Annotated in this window: 17 protein-coding genes; all 17 read right to left on the reverse strand. The window is 63.6% G+C overall.

All coding sequences use genetic code 11. The annotated features are described in order from the left end of the window. Window positions 1-145 precede the first annotated feature (145 nt). Window positions 146-886: a 3-oxoacyl-ACP reductase FabG gene (gene fabG, locus AADX97_RS04155; RefSeq protein ID WP_374232143.1), complete on the reverse strand. Its 741-nt coding sequence runs from the start codon at window positions 884-886 to the stop codon at window positions 146-148. Next, entirely contained in the window at window positions 873-1,814 is a 942-nt protein-coding gene (gene fabD / locus AADX97_RS04160; RefSeq protein WP_374232144.1) for an ACP S-malonyltransferase, read from the reverse strand. Before fabD ends, fabG begins: the two co-directional genes overlap by 14 nt. A gap of 85 nt (window positions 1,815-1,899) precedes the next feature. Then, window positions 1,900-2,856, reverse strand: coding sequence for a beta-ketoacyl-ACP synthase III (locus AADX97_RS04165; protein WP_374232145.1), 957 nt, complete (start codon window positions 2,854-2,856; stop codon window positions 1,900-1,902). After that, a complete protein-coding gene (gene plsX, locus AADX97_RS04170; RefSeq protein ID WP_374232146.1) occupies window positions 2,856-3,884 on the reverse strand; it encodes a phosphate acyltransferase PlsX in 1,029 nt (342 codons plus the stop codon). The genes AADX97_RS04165 and plsX overlap by 1 nt, the downstream gene beginning before the upstream one ends. A 62-nt stretch (window positions 3,885-3,946) precedes the next feature. Continuing rightward, entirely contained in the window at window positions 3,947-4,123 is a 177-nt protein-coding gene (rpmF, locus tag AADX97_RS04175; protein ID WP_007194663.1) for a 50S ribosomal protein L32, read from the reverse strand. 139 nt (window positions 4,124-4,262) lie between these two features. After that, on the reverse strand, window positions 4,263-4,853 hold the full coding sequence (locus tag AADX97_RS04180) for a DUF177 domain-containing protein (protein ID WP_374232147.1): 591 nt from the start codon (window positions 4,851-4,853) through the stop codon (window positions 4,263-4,265). Window positions 4,854-5,088: 235 nt separating this feature from the next. Further along, entirely contained in the window at window positions 5,089-6,222 is a 1,134-nt protein-coding gene (locus AADX97_RS04185) for a sodium ion-translocating decarboxylase subunit beta (RefSeq protein WP_374232148.1), read from the reverse strand. A gap of 6 nt (window positions 6,223-6,228) precedes the next feature. Further along, complete coding sequence (gene oadA / locus AADX97_RS04190) at window positions 6,229-8,019, reverse strand: sodium-extruding oxaloacetate decarboxylase subunit alpha (RefSeq protein ID WP_374232149.1); 1,791 nt, start codon at window positions 8,017-8,019, stop codon at window positions 6,229-6,231. A gap of 169 nt (window positions 8,020-8,188) precedes the next feature. Then, on the reverse strand, window positions 8,189-8,455 hold the full coding sequence (locus tag AADX97_RS04195) for an OadG family protein (protein ID WP_374232150.1): 267 nt from the start codon (window positions 8,453-8,455) through the stop codon (window positions 8,189-8,191). 15 nt (window positions 8,456-8,470) lie between these two features. Further along, the gene (locus AADX97_RS04200; RefSeq protein WP_374232151.1) at window positions 8,471-9,766 is read right to left on the reverse strand and encodes an adenylosuccinate synthase; all 1,296 of its coding nucleotides are present in this window, start codon (window positions 9,764-9,766) and stop codon (window positions 8,471-8,473) included. Between the two features lie 10 nt (window positions 9,767-9,776). Next, window positions 9,777-10,961: an ATP phosphoribosyltransferase regulatory subunit gene (locus tag AADX97_RS04205; protein WP_374232152.1), complete on the reverse strand. Its 1,185-nt coding sequence runs from the start codon at window positions 10,959-10,961 to the stop codon at window positions 9,777-9,779. 313 nt (window positions 10,962-11,274) lie between these two features. Continuing rightward, window positions 11,275-11,514: a DUF2065 domain-containing protein gene (locus AADX97_RS04210; protein WP_374232153.1), complete on the reverse strand. Its 240-nt coding sequence runs from the start codon at window positions 11,512-11,514 to the stop codon at window positions 11,275-11,277. Window positions 11,515-11,678: 164 nt separating this feature from the next. Next, entirely contained in the window at window positions 11,679-12,548 is an 870-nt protein-coding gene (gene hflC / locus AADX97_RS04215; protein WP_374232154.1) for a protease modulator HflC, read from the reverse strand. Then, on the reverse strand, window positions 12,548-13,720 hold the full coding sequence (gene hflK / locus AADX97_RS04220; RefSeq protein ID WP_374232155.1) for an FtsH protease activity modulator HflK: 1,173 nt from the start codon (window positions 13,718-13,720) through the stop codon (window positions 12,548-12,550). Before hflK ends, hflC begins: the two co-directional genes overlap by 1 nt. Before the next feature lie 323 nt (window positions 13,721-14,043). Then, window positions 14,044-15,330, reverse strand: a complete 1,287-nt coding sequence (gene hflX / locus AADX97_RS04225) for a ribosome rescue GTPase HflX (RefSeq protein ID WP_374232156.1) — start codon at window positions 15,328-15,330, stop codon at window positions 14,044-14,046. A gap of 59 nt (window positions 15,331-15,389) precedes the next feature. Continuing rightward, window positions 15,390-15,641 (reverse strand): RNA chaperone Hfq, encoded by a 252-nt coding sequence (gene hfq / locus AADX97_RS04230; protein ID WP_120798804.1) that lies wholly within the window; start codon window positions 15,639-15,641, stop codon window positions 15,390-15,392. 570 nt (window positions 15,642-16,211) lie between these two features. Continuing rightward, on the reverse strand, window positions 16,212-17,135 hold the full coding sequence (miaA, locus tag AADX97_RS04235) for a tRNA (adenosine(37)-N6)-dimethylallyltransferase MiaA (protein ID WP_374232265.1): 924 nt from the start codon (window positions 17,133-17,135) through the stop codon (window positions 16,212-16,214). Window positions 17,136-17,184 lie beyond the last annotated feature (49 nt).

Here is a 17,184-nt window from a genome sequence, read left to right on the forward strand (position 1 = left end):
ATTCCTCCGGATGATAAAGGTGGCCCTCGCTGGACCAGGCGGTATTCTAGTGACAATCGACGACCGATGAAAGCCGCATCAGTCCTCGGCGAAAAGCACAAGACTCTGATTTAGTTGATCTTAATCATATCGACGACGAAGCCTTTCATGCCATGTGCATGCCGCCGTTCACGTGCAGGGTCTCGCCGGTGATGTAGGCCGCTGCAGGCGAGGCCAAAAAGACCACGGCTCCGGCAATCTCCTCGGGCTGTCCGAGGCGACCCAAGGGAATCCCACCGATCAATGCTTGGCGTTGCGCCTCCGGCAAAGTACGGGTCATATCCGTGTCGATGAACCCGGGGGCGACACAGTTGACGGTGATCGCGCGTGATCCAACCTCCCGCGCCAACGCCTTGGTGAATCCCATCATGCCTGCTTTCGCCGCCGCATAGTTCGTCTGACCGGCATTGCCCGTGGTGCCCACGACGGAGGCGATATTGATGATCCGGCCTTTGCGCGCCTTGGTCATCGCACGCAGACAGGCCTTGGTCACGCGGTAGAGCGAGCTGAGATTGGTCTCGATAACCGAATCCCACTCCTCGTCCTTCATGCGCATTAAAAGGTTGTCGCGCGTAATTCCGGCATTGTTCACAAGAATCCCCGGTGCACCGAGGCGCTCGGCGATCTCCCCGAAGGCGGCCTTGACCGACGCCGGATCGGAGACGTCGAGCACGACCCCGATGCCACGGTATCCGGCCTGGATCAAGGCGTCCTCGATCGAGCGCGCACCGGCGGCCGTCGTTGCCGTGCCGGCAACGACGGCACCCTGCTCGGCCAACGCCATTGCGATGGAGCGACCGATCCCGCGCGAGGCGCCTGTTACGAGCGCGATCTCATCGTTCAACATTCGCTATAGCCTCTAGTGCCGCTTCGAGTGACTTCGGGTCGAAGACCGGCAGCGTCGTCAGATTATCGTCGATTCGTTTGTTCAGACTGGTCAACACCTTGCCCGGGCCGCACTCGATCGCGATACGAAAACCTTCGGCGGCGACGGCACGCACCGTCTCCACCCATCGTACCGGGCGATAGAGCTGCTGGACCAGCTGATCGCGCAGTAAGGCGCTGTCGGCGGCGCTCTGCACACAAGCGTTGTGCAGGACCGCAACCTCCGGAATCCGGATCTCGATCGCGGCCAACCGCTCGGCGAGACGATCCGCGGCGGGGCGCATCAGGGAGCAATGCGAGGGGACACTGACCGGCAAAGTCATCGCCCGCTTCGCACCCGCTGCCTTGGCGGCACCGAGGGCACGGTTCACGGCAGCGGTCTCGCCCGCAATCACGACCTGACCGGGTGCATTGAAGTTAACGGCCTCGAGCACCGCGCCTTCGGACTGCGCCGCGCAAAGTGCCACGACATCGGCGTCGCTCAGACCCAGCACGGCGGCCATCGCACCCTCTCCGGCCGGAACCGCTTCCTGCATGAAGCGCGCACGCTCGGCCGCCAAACGCACGCCGTCGGCAAAACTCAGTGCGCCGGCGGCAACCAAGGCCGAGTATTCGCCCAGACTGTGACCGGCCATTATGCCCGCAGGCGGCCCACCGGCCTGCAGCCAAGTGCGCCAAACCGCGATCCCTGCGCTCAGCATGACGGGTTGGGTATTCCGGGTGAGATCGAGATCCTCCTTGGGGCCCTCGTGGAGCAAACGCCAAAGGTCGAAACCCAAGGCGTCCGATGCCTCGTCAAAGGTCCGGCGCACATCCGGATAGGATTCGGCCAGTACATCAAGCATCCCGATCGATTGGGAGCCTTGGCCGGGGAAAAAAGCGGCAATCATTCATTTCATCCTTATCGGCAACGACTAAGCAACACATCGAAGGGCAACACATCGAAGGGCAACACATCGAAGGGCAACACATCGATCAGTAACGAACCAAGACCGAACCCCAGGTGAAACCGCCACCGAAGGCTTCCATCAGGACGAGCTCGCCGCGTTGAATACGACCGTCGCGCACCGCTTGATCAAATGCCAGCGGAATCGATGCGGCCGAGGTGTTGCCGTGCTCGGCCACCGTGACCACGACACGCTCCATCGGCAGATCCAGTTTACGCGCGGTCGCCTGGATGATGCGGATATTCGCCTGGTGCGGGATCAACCAGTCGATGTCTGACTTGTCCAGACCGGCGGCCTCGAGGGTCTCGTCGACGATGCGACCGAGCGTCGTGACGGCGACCCGGAAGACCTCGTTGCCCTTCATCTCCATGAATCGGGCATCGGGGCGCCCGTTGCCGAGGCCGCCCGGGACCTGAAGCAGGTCCTTGTAGGCACCGTCGGCATGCAGATGCGTCGAAACGATGCCCGGCTCGTCCGCCGCCTCCAAAACGACCGCCCCTGCGCCGTCTCCGAAGAGCACGCAGGTCCCACGGTCCTCCCAGTTGAGGATGCGCGAGAGTGTCTCGGCCCCGACCACCAGAACCCGTTTCGCGGCGCCGGTTCGGATAAACTTATCGGCAACCCCGACAGCATAGACAAAACCCGTGCAGACCGCCTGAAGATCGAAGGCCGGACAGCCGTGCACGCCGAGGCGCTGCTGCAAAAGACAGGCTGTGCTCGGAAAAAACTGGTCGGGCGTGGTGGTGGCGACGATGATCAGGTCGATGTCAGACGGTTGCAGACCGGCCGCATCGAGTGCTCGTCGGGCGGCTGCCTCGGCGAGATCGCAACAGGTCTCGCCCTCGGAAACCAGATGGCGCTTCTCGATGCCTGTGCGCTCGAAGATCCAGGCCGCCGTGGTGTCGACGATCGCCTCAAGATCTGCATTCGTCATCGTCCGAACCGGGAGATGACTCCCGGTCCCCAGGATGCGCGAGTAAATCATCAGGCGATGGCCTTATAGTGTCCGCTGTCGAGGTGTCGGCCGACTTGCTCGCCGATCCGCTTGGGGATGTTAGCGTGAATCTCCTTCAGCGCAATATGGATCGCGTTCTCGAACGCGATCTCGTCCGCACCGCCGTGACTCTTGATCACGATTCCCCGTAGGCCGAGAAGGCTGGCACCATTGTAGCGGCGGGGGTCCATCGTGCGGCGAAACTGCTTGAGAATCGGCATTGCGACCAGCCCCGCGGCCCGGCCGAACCAGGAGCGCTTGAACTGTGCGCTCAAGGAATGTCGGACAAACTTGGCCACCCCTTCGCTGCATTTGAGCGCCACGTTCCCGACGAACCCATCGGCGACGACCACGTCGATATCGTCGAGAAAGATCCCGTCGCCCTCGATGTAACCGACATAGTTCAGGCTGCTGCGCAGCAGCAGCTCGTTGGCCTGCTTGACTTGTTCGTTGCCCTTGATTTCTTCCTGACCGATGTTCAGGAGCGCGACCCTCGGTGCAGCGACGCCTTCGACGGCGGTTACCAACTCGCTACCCATCACGGCAAACTGGAACAGATGCTCGGCCGTGCAATCGACATTCGCACCCAGATCGAGCATGTGGGTATGCCCGTGCAGGGACGGCACTGCTGTGATGATTGCCGGGCGGTCGACCATCGGCAAGGTCTTGAGGACGAAACGCGCGGTCGCCATCAGCGCCCCGGTGTTTCCGGCGCTGACGCAGGCGCCGGCCTCTCCCTCATTCACCAAGTCGATGGCGACGCGCATCGAGGAATCCTTCTTTCCTCTGAGTGCCTTGGAGGGCGACTCGTCCATTCCGACTTCCTGAGTCGTCGGGCGAATCGTCAGTCGAGTCCGATCGGCGTTACCGAGATGCGCGGTGATCTTGGCCTCGTCGCCGACGAGGATCAGATCGACGCGCTCGCAGTCCGCGAGGAAACGCAATGCGGCCGCCACGACTACGCCGGGGCCGTGGTCACCGCCCATGGCGTCGAGCGCGATTGTCGACACCGATCCCATCCCAGGAAGGTTCGAGCTGCGGATGTGTGCTGGATCGAGAGCCCCGAGGCGACCGCGTGAGGTCACTCAGAGCGATCCAGAACCTTGCGACCCCGGTAGAAACCGTCCGGCGTCACATGGTGGCGAAGATGCGTCTCGCCGCTGGTCGGATCCACCGACAAGGTCGGCTTGCTCAGGGCGTCATGCGAGCGACGCATACCGCGCTTGGACGGGGTTTTTCGATTTTGCTGAACGGCCATCTTTGGTCTCCGAATGAAGCGCGGCCGCCGCTAGGGCGAGAGCGCGATCTGTTATCCAATTCGTCAATACCGTCGGGCGCCGCACCCGGGACCCGCTTATGGTCCGCCCATAGCTCGTCGTCGGGATCGTGCCATGGACTCATGTCTGCGGCGGTCGCTTGAGTGCCGCCAGGATCTCGAAGGGCCGGCGTTTCGCGTCCGACCCCGCTGCCCCGTCTCCTACCGATGCTGCCGTCTCCTCACCCTCGATCGGGCGCGCTGCACAGGACCCGAGAGGATGGCGCGGGATCGCGGGGAGCGCCAACAGCAGCTCGTCCTCGACGAAATCCATTGGATTGAGCCGCTCATCGGTGACCATCCAAGGGTCGAGATCCTCGGGCAGATCGAGGGCGTCTTCGTCCCGGCGGATCAGCGCCAGCGCAATGGGAGCCTCGACCGGAACCTCGACCTCGTCGAGGCAGCGTTGGCAACGCAACCGTAAGCTCGCACGCACGCGCCCCGTCACGATGCACCGACCCTTTCGATCCCGAGCGAACAGCAGCTCATAGCTAGCCGCGTCGGCGGTCGCGGAATCGTCGAGTGCCGAATCGGATTCCGGCAGAGCGCGCTCCAGACCGTCCGTGGCGGCGGCAAGCCGCGGCAGTTGACTCAGCAACACATCACCGTTGAAGGCCAGCTCACGGCGACATGCCTGCCAAGGGTCGATCGGATCAAGAGGTGTGCCCGACATAAGCGCGCAAAAGTAGCGCAAATTGGATCGCAGCGTCAACCTAAACCGCACCGCGCCCGGTGCGGTGTGCGTCGTTTGGTGAAGTCGCTTGGCCGCGCCGGCTCCGACGACTGTCGGAGCCGGCGCGGTTTAAAGCATTAAGAATACTAAATTTCAAACCGCGTCTCACCGAGATCGAGGACAACTCCGAAGCCAAAAGCAACGTGAAAATGACGCATGTCGCTCTGGACGCGGTTTAGGCACCCACGAGGGCGAGCAAGACGCCGGCGGCGACCGCCGACCCGATCACACCCGCAACATTCGGACCCATGGCATGCATCAGCAGAAAATTGTGGTGGTTCTCGTCCAGCCCGACCTTGTTCACGACCCGCGCAGCCATGGGTACTGCCGAGACGCCTGCCGCACCGATCAGGGGGTTCACCTTCCCCCCGCTGAGACGACACATGATCTTGCCCATGATGACTCCGGACGCCGTACCGATGCTGAAGGCGACGGCGCCGAGCACCAGGATCCCCAAGGTCTGCGTCGTCAGAAAGAGCTCGCCCGAGAGCTTGGAGCCGATCGCCAGACCCAAGAGGATGGTGACGACGTTGATGATCTCGTTCTGAGCCGCACGACTGAGACGCTCCACCACCCCGCTTTCGCGCAGGAGATTACCCAATGTGAGCATTCCGATCAGCGGGGCTGCCGAGGGCAACAGCAGGGCGCAGAGAAAGAGCACGACGAGGGGAAAGAGGATCCGCTCCAAGCGCGAGACGGGGCGCAGCTGCTCCATGACGACACCGCGCTCCGCCTTGGTCGTCAAGGCACGCATGATCGGAGGCTGAATGATCGGCACCAGTGCCATGTAGGAATAGGCAGCGACCGCGATCGCGCCGAGGAGATCGGGGGCGAGGCGCGAAGCCAAAAAGATGGCGGTCGGCCCGTCCGCCCCGCCGATGATGCCGATGGCGGCGGCATCCGCCAGACTGAAGTCGAACCCGGGCAGCAGGTTGAGGGCAAGTGCACCGATCAGGGTCGCAAAGATCCCGAACTGCGCCGCAGCCCCGAGGATCAAGGTCGAGGGTCTGGCGATCAGGGCGCTGAAGTCGGTCAGTGCACCGACGCCTAGGAAGATGAGCAGCGGAAAGATCCCGGTTTCGACCCCGACGTGATAGATCATCCCGATCATTCCGTCCGGCCCGGCCATCCCGGCGACCGGGATGTTCGCGAGGATCGCACCGAAGCCGATGGGCAGCAGCAGAAGCGGCTCGAAGCGTTTGGCGATCGCCAAATAGATGAGACCGACGCCGACCAGGAGCATAAGTAGCTCGCGCCAGGTGATGTTGGCGACACCGGTGGACTGCCAGAGGGTGAGAAGCGCCTCCATACCCGCTTAGCCCAGGGTCAGCAACGTCTGGCCGACTTGAAGGCTGTCGCCCTCCTTCACCGAGACCGCAAGCACGGTGCCGGCTTCGGGCGAGCGGACCTCGGCCTCCATCTTCATGGCCTCGAGCACCATGATCAGCTCCCCGGAGGCGATGACCTGACCCGGTTTAACCTTGACCGCCATCACGGTCCCGGCAAGCGGGGCCGGCACGTCCCGGCCGGCAGCGGGGGGCGGCAAAGCGGCGCTCGGCACGGCGGCGAGCTGCTCGACCGCACCTTCCGGGGAGACCAGGACATGGTAGCTGTGGCCGTCGACCTCCACCCGATAGCGCTCGGCGACGGAGGCGGCGACCGCAGGCGGTGTCGGCGTGGTCTCCGCGACGGCCGGACGAACCGGCTCATTCCAAGGCGGCGGCTCGAAGACACTCGGATTCCCGCGATTCTCCAGGAACTTATGCCCGACCTGGGGAAACAGCGCATAAGTCAGGACATCATCCACGACATCCGAGGCAAGCCTGATGGAGCGCTCCTTGGCCAGGCGTTGCAGCTCTGTAGTGAGCACATCGAGCTCGGGCGTGAGATTGTCGGCCGGACGGCAGGTGATCGGTGTCTCGCCTGCGGCCAGGACGCGCTGCTGAAGCTCGACGTTCACCGGGGCCGGGGTTGCACCGTACTCGCCCTTGAGGACCCCTGCGGTCTCGTTGGTGATGCTCTTGTAGCGCTCGCCCATCAAGACGTTGAGCACGGCCTGGCTGCCGACGATCTGAGATGTCGGCGTCACCAAGGGGATATACCCAAGCTCCTCGCGGACCTTGGGGATCTCGGCAAGAACGGCGTCGAGACGGTCGGTGGCCCCCTGCTCGCGGAGCTGGTTCTCCATGTTGGTGAGCATGCCGCCGGGCACTTGAGCGACCAGGATGCGCGAGTCCACACCCCTGAGCGCCCCCTCGAACTTGGCGTACTTCTTACGGACCACCCGGAAATAGGCCGCGATCTCTTCCAGCAGAGGGAGATTCAATCCGGTCGAGCGATCCGTGTCTTCCAGGATGGCGACCACCGACTCGGTCGGCGAGTGGCCATAGGTCATACTCATCGAGGAGATGGCGGTATCGACCATGTCGATACCCGCCTCGGCCGCCTTCAGGATCGTGCCGGTACTCATACCGGTCGTGGCATGGCTATGCATGGCGATCGGGACGCTGCAGATCGCCTTCAACCGGGTGACTAGGGCCTCGGCGACATAAGGTTTAAGCAGACCCGCCATGTCCTTGATGCAGATTGAATGGCAACCCATGTCCTCGAGTCGACGGCCCATGTCGATCCAGTACCCCAGATCGTGCACCGGGCTGACCGTGTAGGACATGGTGCCTTGAGCATGCTTGCCGGTGGCCAAGACGGCCTTCACCGAGGTCTCGAGGTTGCGCACGTCGTTCATGGCATCGAAGATGCGGAAGACGTCGATCCCGTTGAGGGCGGCGCGCTCCACGAAGGTCTCGACCAGATCGTCGGCATAGTGTCGGTAGCCGAGCAGGTTCTGCCCTCTCAGCAGCATCTGCTGAGGCGTTTTGGGCATCGCGGACTTGATCAGGCGCAGCCGCTCCCAGGGGTCTTCGCCGAGATAACGGATGCAGGCGTCGAAGGTCGCCCCGCCCCAGCTCTCGAGCGACCAATAGCCGACCTCGTCCAGCTTAGGCGCGATGGGGAGCATGTCCTCGATGCGCAGACGGGTCGCGAGCAGCGACTGGTGAGAATCGCGCAGGACGACCTCGGTGATCGCAAGTCGGTTGGATGGCTTCATGCGGGACTCGATCTGGGGTTGAGTGATGCTCGATCGGCAAGGCACGCGCCGATCGCTGCCCATGGGACGAAGGGGTCCGTCATCCTCGGGCGGTAGAGCACTGAAACGACGCGATGCGGGAGACGAGCGCAAGGCTCCGATCGCGGCACGACTCGGCTCGGTCGTTGCGTCAAGGGCGATGACGTCGGCGATACGCCCGGATCGCCGCGCCGACGACCGCAACCAGCCGCTCGTCGTCCGCAGACGGGGGGGGTGCGGCCGTATGGGCCGCGACCCTGGTCGCCGGGAGCGCATCCTCGGGACCCCAGCGTGCCACCGCCTTCGACATCAGCACCAGCAGGCCGACCAGCGTCAAGAGGAACGTAAAGACGATCCCCAAGCCGATGGCCATCAGCCAGAGGCCCTCGATCAACAGATCCGCAACGGCAGCGTCCATAGCGTCAGGCAGGCATCAGACATCGAAGGGGTTGCGACGGACCAGGGTCTCGACCCGGTCAGGGCCCGTGGAGACGAGATCGATCGGAACCCCGCCCAACTGCTCGATGGTCTCGAGATAGGCACGCGCCGTGGCGGGCAGCGCATCGTACGAGGTCGTGCCGACAGTGGATTCCGACCAACCCGGCACCTCGAGGTAGCGCGGCTCGCACCGCTCGAACGCGTCGGACCCGACCGGAGGTGTCTCGACCTCCTCGCCGTCGACGACATAGCTCGTGCAGATCTTGAGGGTGTCCATACCGTCGAGCACGTCGAGCTTGGTGATACAGATGCCGGTGACGCTGTTGATGGCGAGCGATCGTTTCAGCGCAACCATATCGAGCCAACCGCAGCGACGCTTGCGCCCGGTGGTCGCACCGAATTCGTTGCCGCGCTTGCCCAGAAGCTCGCCAACGTCGTCGAACAGCTCCGTCGGGAAAGGGCCGGCGCCGACGCGCGTAGTGTAGGCCTTGACGATCCCCAGGACATAATCCAGGTCGCGAGGCCCGACACCGCTGCCGCTGGCTGCCCCGCCGGCGGTCGTCGTGGACGAGGTCACGTAGGGATAGGTGCCGTGATCGATGTCGAGCAGGGCACCCTGGGCGCCCTCGAAGAGGACATCTTTTCCTTCGGCCCGGCAGCTGTGCAGATAGCCGGGCACATCCATCACGAGTGGCCGCAGCACCTCGGCATGACCGAGGTACTCATCGAGGACCGCGTCATAGGACAGCGTGGGGGCCTTGAAGTAATGCTCGAGCATGAAGTTATGATACTCCATGACCTCGCGCAAGCGCTCTTTGAAGTGTTCGGTGTCGAGAAGCTCGCCGAGGCGGATGCCGCGCCGCGCGGTCTTGTCTTCATAGGCCGGGCCGATGCCTCGACCGGTGGTCCCGATCGCCTTGGCGCCGCGCGCCAGCTCGCGCGCCTGGTCGAGGGCGATGTGGTAGGGCAGGATCAGTGGACAGGCTGCACTGATCCCGAGCCGCTCGCGGGCCGGCACGCCGGAGGCTTCGAGCATGGCGAGCTCTTCCTGCAGCGCCGAGGGCGAGAGCACCACGCCGTTGCCGATCAAGCAGCGCACGCCCTCGCGCAGCACGCCGGACGGGACCAGATGCAGCACGGTCTTCACGCCGTCGATGACCAAGGTGTGCCCAGCATTGTGGCCCCCTTGAAACCGCACCACGACCGAGGCCCGATCGGTGAGCAGGTCCACCACTTTACCTTTCCCTTCATCACCCCATTGGGTGCCGATTACAACGACGTTGTTGCCCATCTTTAGTCATCTACTCCGCGAGGATATCGTCTAGTTCCCAACGCCCGTCACGTTCGACCAGCGCCTGCCGGCAGCCCGGATCGCGCAGATCCTGCGCGAGCCCGGGGAGCGCATGGATCACGCGCCGCCCGGAGGCACGGAGCCGATCGATGGCCTCCTGCAACGCCGGCGCGGCCGACCAAGGCGCGTAGATCGCCGCGTCGCTCGTGTCGGCGCGTTGCCCGTGGCGCAGCAACTCCTTCAAATCCGTACTGAACCCGACCGCGGGACGTGCTCGGCCGAAGACGCGTCCGATGTCGTCGTAACGCCCGCCGCGCGCGATCTCCAGACCCCAGCCGGGAACGAAGGCGGCAAAAACCGCTCCTGTCTTATACCGGTAACCGCGCAGCTCCGCCAGATCGTAATGGATGGAAACATCGGGGAGCCAGCGACCGAGCTCGTCGGCGAGTCGGCGCAGGTCGTCGACCGCCGCGCGTACCGGACGATCGGCGTCGCGCAAGAGTATTTCGGCACGCGTGAGCGCATCCGACCCGTTGAGCTCGGCCAAGGCGGACAGCATGCGCGCCGGAGCGCCGCCGAGGCCAAGCTCCGCGATCAGTCTCTCGATCTCGGGGACGGCCTTGCGCTGCAGTGCATCGAACAGCGCGTGCTCCCCGGCCGGCGACAATCCGGCTTGCCGGGCGAGACCGCGATAGATGCCGACGTGCCCCAGATCCAGGTAGGTCTCGCGAATCCCGGCGGCCCGCAAGGTCAGCATGATCAGACGCAGGATCTCGGTATCGCTCTCGATCCCCGAGTGCCCGTAGATCTCGGCGCCGATCTGCAAAGGGCTGCGCGTGCCGGCGAATCCGTCGCTGCGGGTATGCAGAACGGTCCCGAGATAACACAACCGAGTCGGTGCATCACGTCGGAGATGGTGAGCGTCGATCCGGGCGACCTGCGGGGTCATGTCGGCACGCACGCCGAGCAGGCGCCCGCTGAGCTGGTCGGTCAGCTTGAAGGTTTGAAGGTCGAGATCCTGACCGGTTCCGGTCAGGAGCGACTCGAGATAGTCGATGAAGGGCGGGATAACGAGCTCGTAGCCCCAGCTCGCATAGAGATCCAACAGCTCGCGCCGCAGCGTCTCCATGACCCGCGCCTGCGCAGGCAGTACCTCGTCGATCCCGGCCGGCAGCAGCCAGCGTTCCTCGTTCATGCGTTCAGTAGCCCCGGTTGGGAAGGGTTCAGAAATCAGCAAAACAACTCGACGAGAGAATACCCTTGCCACGGTGATCGTTGTCGTAATCGTAATCGAGAACGCGGCCTTGCTCATAGCTCCGGCCACCGTGGCACGTGGCGCAGAGCGCCGCCGGGCATGCGTGACACCGCAGAGCGGGTGTCACGAGCGACTGGAGTTTTGGTTGGCCGATGTTACGAGCGAGTCCGACAACGACAACGATTCTGTGCTCAACTCATTTCTGACACGTTACTTCTTCGATCAACCAGCGACGCACCTCGGACGAAGGGCATCAGTTGACCAGATACAGCAGGCCGACACCGGACAGCATGCTGGCCAGGCCGGCAATCCGCAGTGCGCGTTTGTCCTCGGCGGCGAGCAGCAGGAGAACACGTCGAAACCCGTCCGGACTCAGAAAGGGCCAAATGCCTTCGATGACCAGCACAAGCGCAACCGCGACCAAGACATCATGCAGCAACACGTGACTCCGAAACACCCGATTCGGATCCGAGTGCGCCTTGAAGGTGCGCATCGGTCAAAAGCGGGCATCTTTTCAGACGACGGCGCATTTGTCCAACGCGAGTCGCGCGACGGCGCTCCGATCGACGTCGCGCGGACCTGCAGGAAATTTTACGAGCATCCAGACAAGAACGCCTCGGAAATCCGAGGCGTTCGGTCAGACCCGAAGGCCCGGGATCAATTCCCGGCTGGATCGCGGAAGAACCGGAAGAAATCCGAGTCCGGTTCCAGCACCATCACGTCGCGCTCCTGCCCGAGTGACGATCGATACGCGCTTAAACTGCGGAAGAAGGCGTAGAACTCGCGATCCTGGTTGAAGGCGTTGGCGAAGATCTGCGATGCCCGCGCGTCACCCTCGCCTCGCGTCTCTTCGGACTCGCGAAAGGCTTCGGCCACGATGACCGTTCGCTGGCGATCCGCATCGGCGCGGATACGCTCGGCAGCCTCGCCGCCCTGCGCCCGCAGATCCCTGGCGACCCGCTCACGCTCGGCACGCATTCGCGAGTAAACGGATTCGCTGACCTCGGGCGGCAGGTCGATCTTCTTGACACGCACGTCGACGACCTCGATCCCGAGATCCTGAGCGTTCTCGTTCACCTCCTTGGTCAGCAAGGCCATCAGAGCAAGACGATCGTCCGAGACGACCTCCTGGATCGTGCGTTTGCCGAACTCGTTGCGCAGGCTCGTGTTGACGCGTTCCGACAAGAGACGTGAGGTTCGCGCCACGTTGCCGCCGGTCGAACGGAAGAACTGCGCCGCGTTGGAGATGCGCCACTTGGTGTAGGAGTCGACGATAACGTCCTTCTTCTCGATCGTCAGGAAACGTTCCGGGCGAGCATCCATCGTTTGGATTCGTCGATCGAACATCTTGATGTTGTTGAGGACGGGAACCTTGAAGTGTAGCCCGGGCCGATAGTCGTCTCCGACGATCTGACCGAGGCGCAGCTTGATCGCCACCTCGTACTGCTGCACGACGAAGGTGAACGCATAGACTGCGATCACGAGACCAGCCAGACCAAGCGGCAAAAAGGTTTTCAGCTTACTCATTACCGCACCCTCCGATCACGGTCGACCGAGCGCTGCGGACCCTCGGCTGCCTCCGCTGCAACGGCAGGGGCCGACGGCTCCGGCTTCGCGAGCGCTGCCGAACCCGGCCGCTGTTTCATCAGTTGGTCGATCGGCAGGTAGAGGAGGCTATTGCCGCCGTCTTCCACATCGATGATGACCTTGTTGCTATCACCTAAGACCTGCTCCATCGTTTCCAAGTAGAGGCGTTGTCGCGTGACCTCCGGGGCCATCAGGTACTCGGTCAGGATCGCTGTGAAGCGCGCCGTCTCACCCTCGGACCTCGCGATGACCTGATCACGGTAGGCGCGAGCGTCGGCGATGATCCGAGCGGCCTCGCCGCGGGCCTGCGGAAGGACCTCGTTGGCATAGGCCTCGGCCTGATTCTCCAACCGCTCTTTGTCCTCGCGCGCCTTGATGGCGTCGTCGAACGCGGCCTTAACCTGCTCCGGCGGTTTTGCCGGCTGCATGTTCACGGAGGTGACCAGAAGTCCGGTTTGGTACTGGTCCATCAGGGCCTGCACGCGCTCCTGGATGGTGACGGCAACCTCGCCGCGACCTTCCGTCATGACGAAGTCGAGCTTGCTCCCGCCGACGGTGACACGGACGACCGTCACGGTGGCGTCACGTAGGGTCTGATCCGGGTCGGCGACTTGGAACAGGTAGTCGCCCGCATCCTGGATGCGGGATTGAACGGTGAGCTCCACATCGACGATGTTTTCGTCCTGGGTCAGCATCGAGGCGGAGTGGCTGAAGGTCGAGATTTCATCGACATTGACCTTGACGACCGATTCGAATGGCCAGGGTACATGCCAGTGTGGACCGGGGCCGGTCGTGTCGACGTAGGCGCCGAAGCGCGTCACGACACCTCGCTCGGCAGGCTCGACGATGTAGATGCCGGTTGCCAGCCAGATGACCAGCAGGATGCCGGCGATGATCCCGACGGCCCGCGAGCTGAAATCCCCGCCCGGCAGATTGAATCCGCCGCCCCCGCCGGAGGCGCCGCCGCCTGAAGGTTTATTGCCGCCGAACAGTCCGCCGAGTCGCTCCTGAAGTTTTCTCACGACCTCGTCGAGATCGGGAGGACCCTGCTCGCCGCCGCCCTTGCCGCTCCAAGGGTCTTTGTTACCGCCACCTGGCTCGTTCCAGGCCATAGCTTCTCCGTCTGTCGAATTCGACTGTTGATAGTGGTTTGGGAGGCGCTCCCGCAACGCATTTGCGGACCGCGAATGATGTGCGCACGATCGTCGTTACGCAGTCCATAAGCCAGAGCCCTCGCACGCTCTCTTCAGAGTGCCGACGAAGCGCAACGATATCAAGCAAAGATGCAACCGAGACTGATCGGCAAGATGTGCAAGTTTAGGTGAACGAGGCGGCCGAGGGCAAACGGCGCTCAGCGCTCGGGCGGGCGAGCCGGGCCGCATCGCGCCGCCGGGGCGATTCGAAACCATTGTCGCGGGAGTTTCCGGATCGACCGTCAAGCATCTTCTTTGTCCTCCGAAAACCGCGTATTCCTGGCTGCAAGACGCTCCCGATCCGGTCGCCCAATGATGAGATCCATCGACCAACCCCCCGCCTGTTTGGGCACGTCCGAGATGATCTGCGCATGCTCGAACAACCAAGCGCGCAGGCGCCCTTCACTCGGCTCGAGATCGAGCGAGCAGCGAATCCGGTCGCGCCCCAGCCACTCGGAGATCGCCTGCAACAACAGATCGACCCCGGCGCCCGTCTGCGCAGACAGCCAGACGCGGCTGGGCAATCCGACCGAATCCCGTTCGATTCGCGGCGCCTCGTCGGGGAGCAGATCAACCTTGTTGTAGACATCCAGGCGCGGGATCTCGTCGCTGCCGATCTCGGCGAGCACCTGCTCCACGTCGGCCGCGAGACGGGCCCGATGCGGCGCCGATGCCTCCACGACATGGAGCAACAGCGCAGCACTGCGCGTCTCTTCGAGCGTCGAGCGGAACGCCGCCACCAACTCATGCGGGAGCCGACCGACGAAGCCGACCGTATCGGCCACGAGCACCCGACCGCCATCGGGAAGTGTCAGTCGTCGCAAGGTCGGGTCCAAGGTCGCGAAGAGTTGATCGGCCTGAAAGACGCCGGCCTCGGTCAAACAGTTGAAGAGCGTGGACTTGCCCGCGTTGGTGTAGCCTACGAGCGAGAGCACCGGCAGCTCGGCCTTGTCGCGCGCCTTGCGCCCTTGGGCGCGTTGCACCTGAATACGGTCCAGGCGACGATCGAGCAGGGTCATCCGTTTGGACAGCAGCCGCCGGTCGGTCTCGAGCTGGGTCTCGCCGGGTCCGCGCAGACCGATGCCGCCCTTTTGGCGCTCCAAGTGCGTCCATCCGCGCACCAGCCGGGTCGACATGTGCTTGAGCTGCGCAAGCTCGACCTGTAGCTTGCCCTCGAAAGAACGCGCACGCTGCGCGAAGATGTCGAGAATCAGACCCGAGCGATCCACCACACGGCATTTGAGCAGGCGCTCTAGATTGCGCTCCTGGCCGGGTGAGAGCGGATGGTTGAAGATCACCAGCTCCGCTCCCGTGCCCGCGACCAGCGCGATCAGCTCGTCGCACTTGCCGGTTCCGATAAAAAGCTTCGGATCGGGCGCCGAGCGCGAGCCGCCCAAGGTGCCGACGACCTCCGCACCCGCGGCGACCGCCAGGCGCCGAAACTCCTCTCGCTCGTCGGGCTCGGCGGTCGAGCCGATGTCCAGGTGCACCAAAACAGCGCGCTCGCCGGCGCTCGGGCGCTCAAACACGGCAACCTCCTTCGCGGCGACGAAGGTCCGCGCGCGGGCCGATTACGGCTGCCTCGCGCTCATGTGTTGCCCGGCTCCGGCAGCACCCCTTCGGCCGGTGGGAGCTTGACGTTTCTCGCGGGCACGACGGTGGATATCGCATGCTTGTAAATCATCTGGCTGACGTTGTTTTTCAACAACACGACGAACTGATCGAAGGATTCGATCTGGCCCTGCAATTTGATCCCGTTGACCAGAAAGATGGACACGGGTACGCGTTCCTTCCTCAAGGCGTTCAGAAAAGGGTCTTGGAGGCTTTGGCCTTTAGACATGGAGTAACTCCTTATTGTTGTGGTCGGCTAGTGTTGCCCGGCAAAAAGTGTCTGGCTGTGATCGCTGCCAATCAAGCCGGGGGTGGAGCAGGCAGGACAGCAGCCGGGACAGGCAGACCCGCCGAAAAAGCCTCGTTTAAACCGCACCAGGTGCCGTATGCGTCATTTGCTGGACTGGTTTGGCTGTGCCAGCTCCGACGAATGTCGGAGTTGGCGCGGTTTAAAGTATACAAAATACTAAATTCTAAACCGCGTCTCACCAGGATCGAAGAGATCTCCGAAGCCAAACGCACAATCACAACGACGCATGTCGCTCTGGACGCGGTTAAGTGTCGTCGAAACGCTGCACTTACACCATACCGCCGCGCATCGCTCCGATCCTCGCCGAAGAAAACACGACGTCGAGGTGATCACCGCAACACGCGTACGTCTCTGAACGCAAAGGAATGCAAATAGAGTGCCATGCATCGGACGCCAACGCCAGACAGCCCAGCGATCGGACCGACTGGATGGAGACAGCGGAACGCACGGCGCGTTCAATGCGTTGCGAAGACTCATCCGAGTTGCGTATCAGGACCGATGACGCGCCGTTGATCGGACCATCCGGATCAGACGCAGCGCCGCGTCGAGCGGATCCGGATCATCCGCGAGCCAATGAGTCGCCGTCTCGGCACGCAGCCAGGTCAGCTGACGCTTGGCGAGTTGTCTGGACGCGACGATGCCTGTCAGACCCATCTCCTCGGCGTCGAGCACGCCGTCGAGATAGCTCCAGACCTGACGATACCCGACCGAACGCATCGACGGCAGATCCGCGGTAAGATCGCCGCGCGCCCGCAGACGCGCGACCTCCTCCACCAACCCCTGGTCCAGCATCGTGCGGAAGCGCCAGGCGATGCGCTCGCGCAGCGATTCGCGATCCGCCGGGGCGCGCACCATTTTGAGGAGACGATACGGCAGATCGGCGCTCGCGGTGGCCGAGGCGATCAGCGCGCTCAGCGATCGGCCCGTCAGGGCGTGAACCTCCAACGCACGCTGAATGCGCTGCGGATCGTTGGGGTGAATCCGCGCCGCCGCCTGCGGGTCCAGTCGCCCCAGTCGCGCGTGCATCGCGGACCAGCCGATGACGGCGGCCTCGTCGGACAGGGCTTGGCGGAGCAGCGGATCCGCGCTCGGCAGTCGGGCCAGGCCCTGCTGCAGAGCCCTGAAATAGAGCATGGTGCCGCCGACCAGAAGCGGAATCCGGCCCCGCGCGCTGATCTGCGCCATCGCCGCGAGTGCGTCTTCACGGAAGCGCGCGGTCGAGTATGCCTCGGTGGGCTCCAGGATATCGATCAAGTGATGCGGCGCATGAGACAACACGTCCGGCGTCGGCTTGGCCGTGCCGATGTCCATGCCGCGGTAGACCATCGCCGAATCGACACTGATGATCTCGCACGGCAGACGCTGCACCAGCTCAACGGCCAGATCCGTCTTGCCGGACGCGGTCGGACCCATGAGCAGGATGGCGAGGGGACGTTGCCCGGACGCGTCCTTCGATTCCGCG

It is taken from the genome of Thiocapsa sp. C2-2m (genome assembly GCF_041903745.1).
In the GTDB taxonomy this organism is placed as follows: Bacteria; Pseudomonadota; Gammaproteobacteria; order Chromatiales; family Chromatiaceae; genus Thiocapsa; species Thiocapsa roseilacustris.

What these genes read in the sequence shown, in the direction of transcription:
- fabG (WP_374232143.1), bottom strand. Translation starts at nt 886, where the DNA reads ATGTTGAACGATGAGATCGCGCTCGTAACAGGCGCCTCGCGCGGGATC.
- fabD (WP_374232144.1), bottom strand. Translation starts at nt 1,814, where the DNA reads ATGATTGCCGCTTTTTTCCCCGGCCAAGGCTCCCAATCGATCGGGATG.
- AADX97_RS04165 (WP_374232145.1), bottom strand. Translation starts at nt 2,856, where the DNA reads ATGATTTACTCGCGCATCCTGGGGACCGGGAGTCATCTCCCGGTTCGG.
- plsX (WP_374232146.1), bottom strand. Translation starts at nt 3,884, where the DNA reads ATGGGATCGGTGTCGACAATCGCGCTCGACGCCATGGGCGGTGACCAC.
- rpmF (WP_007194663.1), bottom strand. Translation starts at nt 4,123, where the DNA reads ATGGCCGTTCAGCAAAATCGAAAAACCCCGTCCAAGCGCGGTATGCGT.
- AADX97_RS04180 (WP_374232147.1), bottom strand. Translation starts at nt 4,853, where the DNA reads ATGTCGGGCACACCTCTTGATCCGATCGACCCTTGGCAGGCATGTCGC.
- AADX97_RS04185 (WP_374232148.1), bottom strand. Translation starts at nt 6,222, where the DNA reads ATGGAGGCGCTTCTCACCCTCTGGCAGTCCACCGGTGTCGCCAACATC.
- oadA (WP_374232149.1), bottom strand. Translation starts at nt 8,019, where the DNA reads ATGAAGCCATCCAACCGACTTGCGATCACCGAGGTCGTCCTGCGCGAT.
- AADX97_RS04195 (WP_374232150.1), bottom strand. Translation starts at nt 8,455, where the DNA reads ATGGACGCTGCCGTTGCGGATCTGTTGATCGAGGGCCTCTGGCTGATG.
- AADX97_RS04200 (WP_374232151.1), bottom strand. Translation starts at nt 9,766, where the DNA reads ATGGGCAACAACGTCGTTGTAATCGGCACCCAATGGGGTGATGAAGGG.
- AADX97_RS04205 (WP_374232152.1), bottom strand. Translation starts at nt 10,961, where the DNA reads ATGAACGAGGAACGCTGGCTGCTGCCGGCCGGGATCGACGAGGTACTG.
- AADX97_RS04210 (WP_374232153.1), bottom strand. Translation starts at nt 11,514, where the DNA reads ATGCGCACCTTCAAGGCGCACTCGGATCCGAATCGGGTGTTTCGGAGT.
- hflC (WP_374232154.1), bottom strand. Translation starts at nt 12,548, where the DNA reads ATGAGTAAGCTGAAAACCTTTTTGCCGCTTGGTCTGGCTGGTCTCGTG.
- hflK (WP_374232155.1), bottom strand. Translation starts at nt 13,720, where the DNA reads ATGGCCTGGAACGAGCCAGGTGGCGGTAACAAAGACCCTTGGAGCGGC.
- hfq (WP_120798804.1), bottom strand. Translation starts at nt 15,641, where the DNA reads ATGTCTAAAGGCCAAAGCCTCCAAGACCCTTTTCTGAACGCCTTGAGG.
- miaA (WP_374232265.1), bottom strand. Translation starts at nt 17,135, where the DNA reads ATGGGTCCGACCGCGTCCGGCAAGACGGATCTGGCCGTTGAGCTGGTG.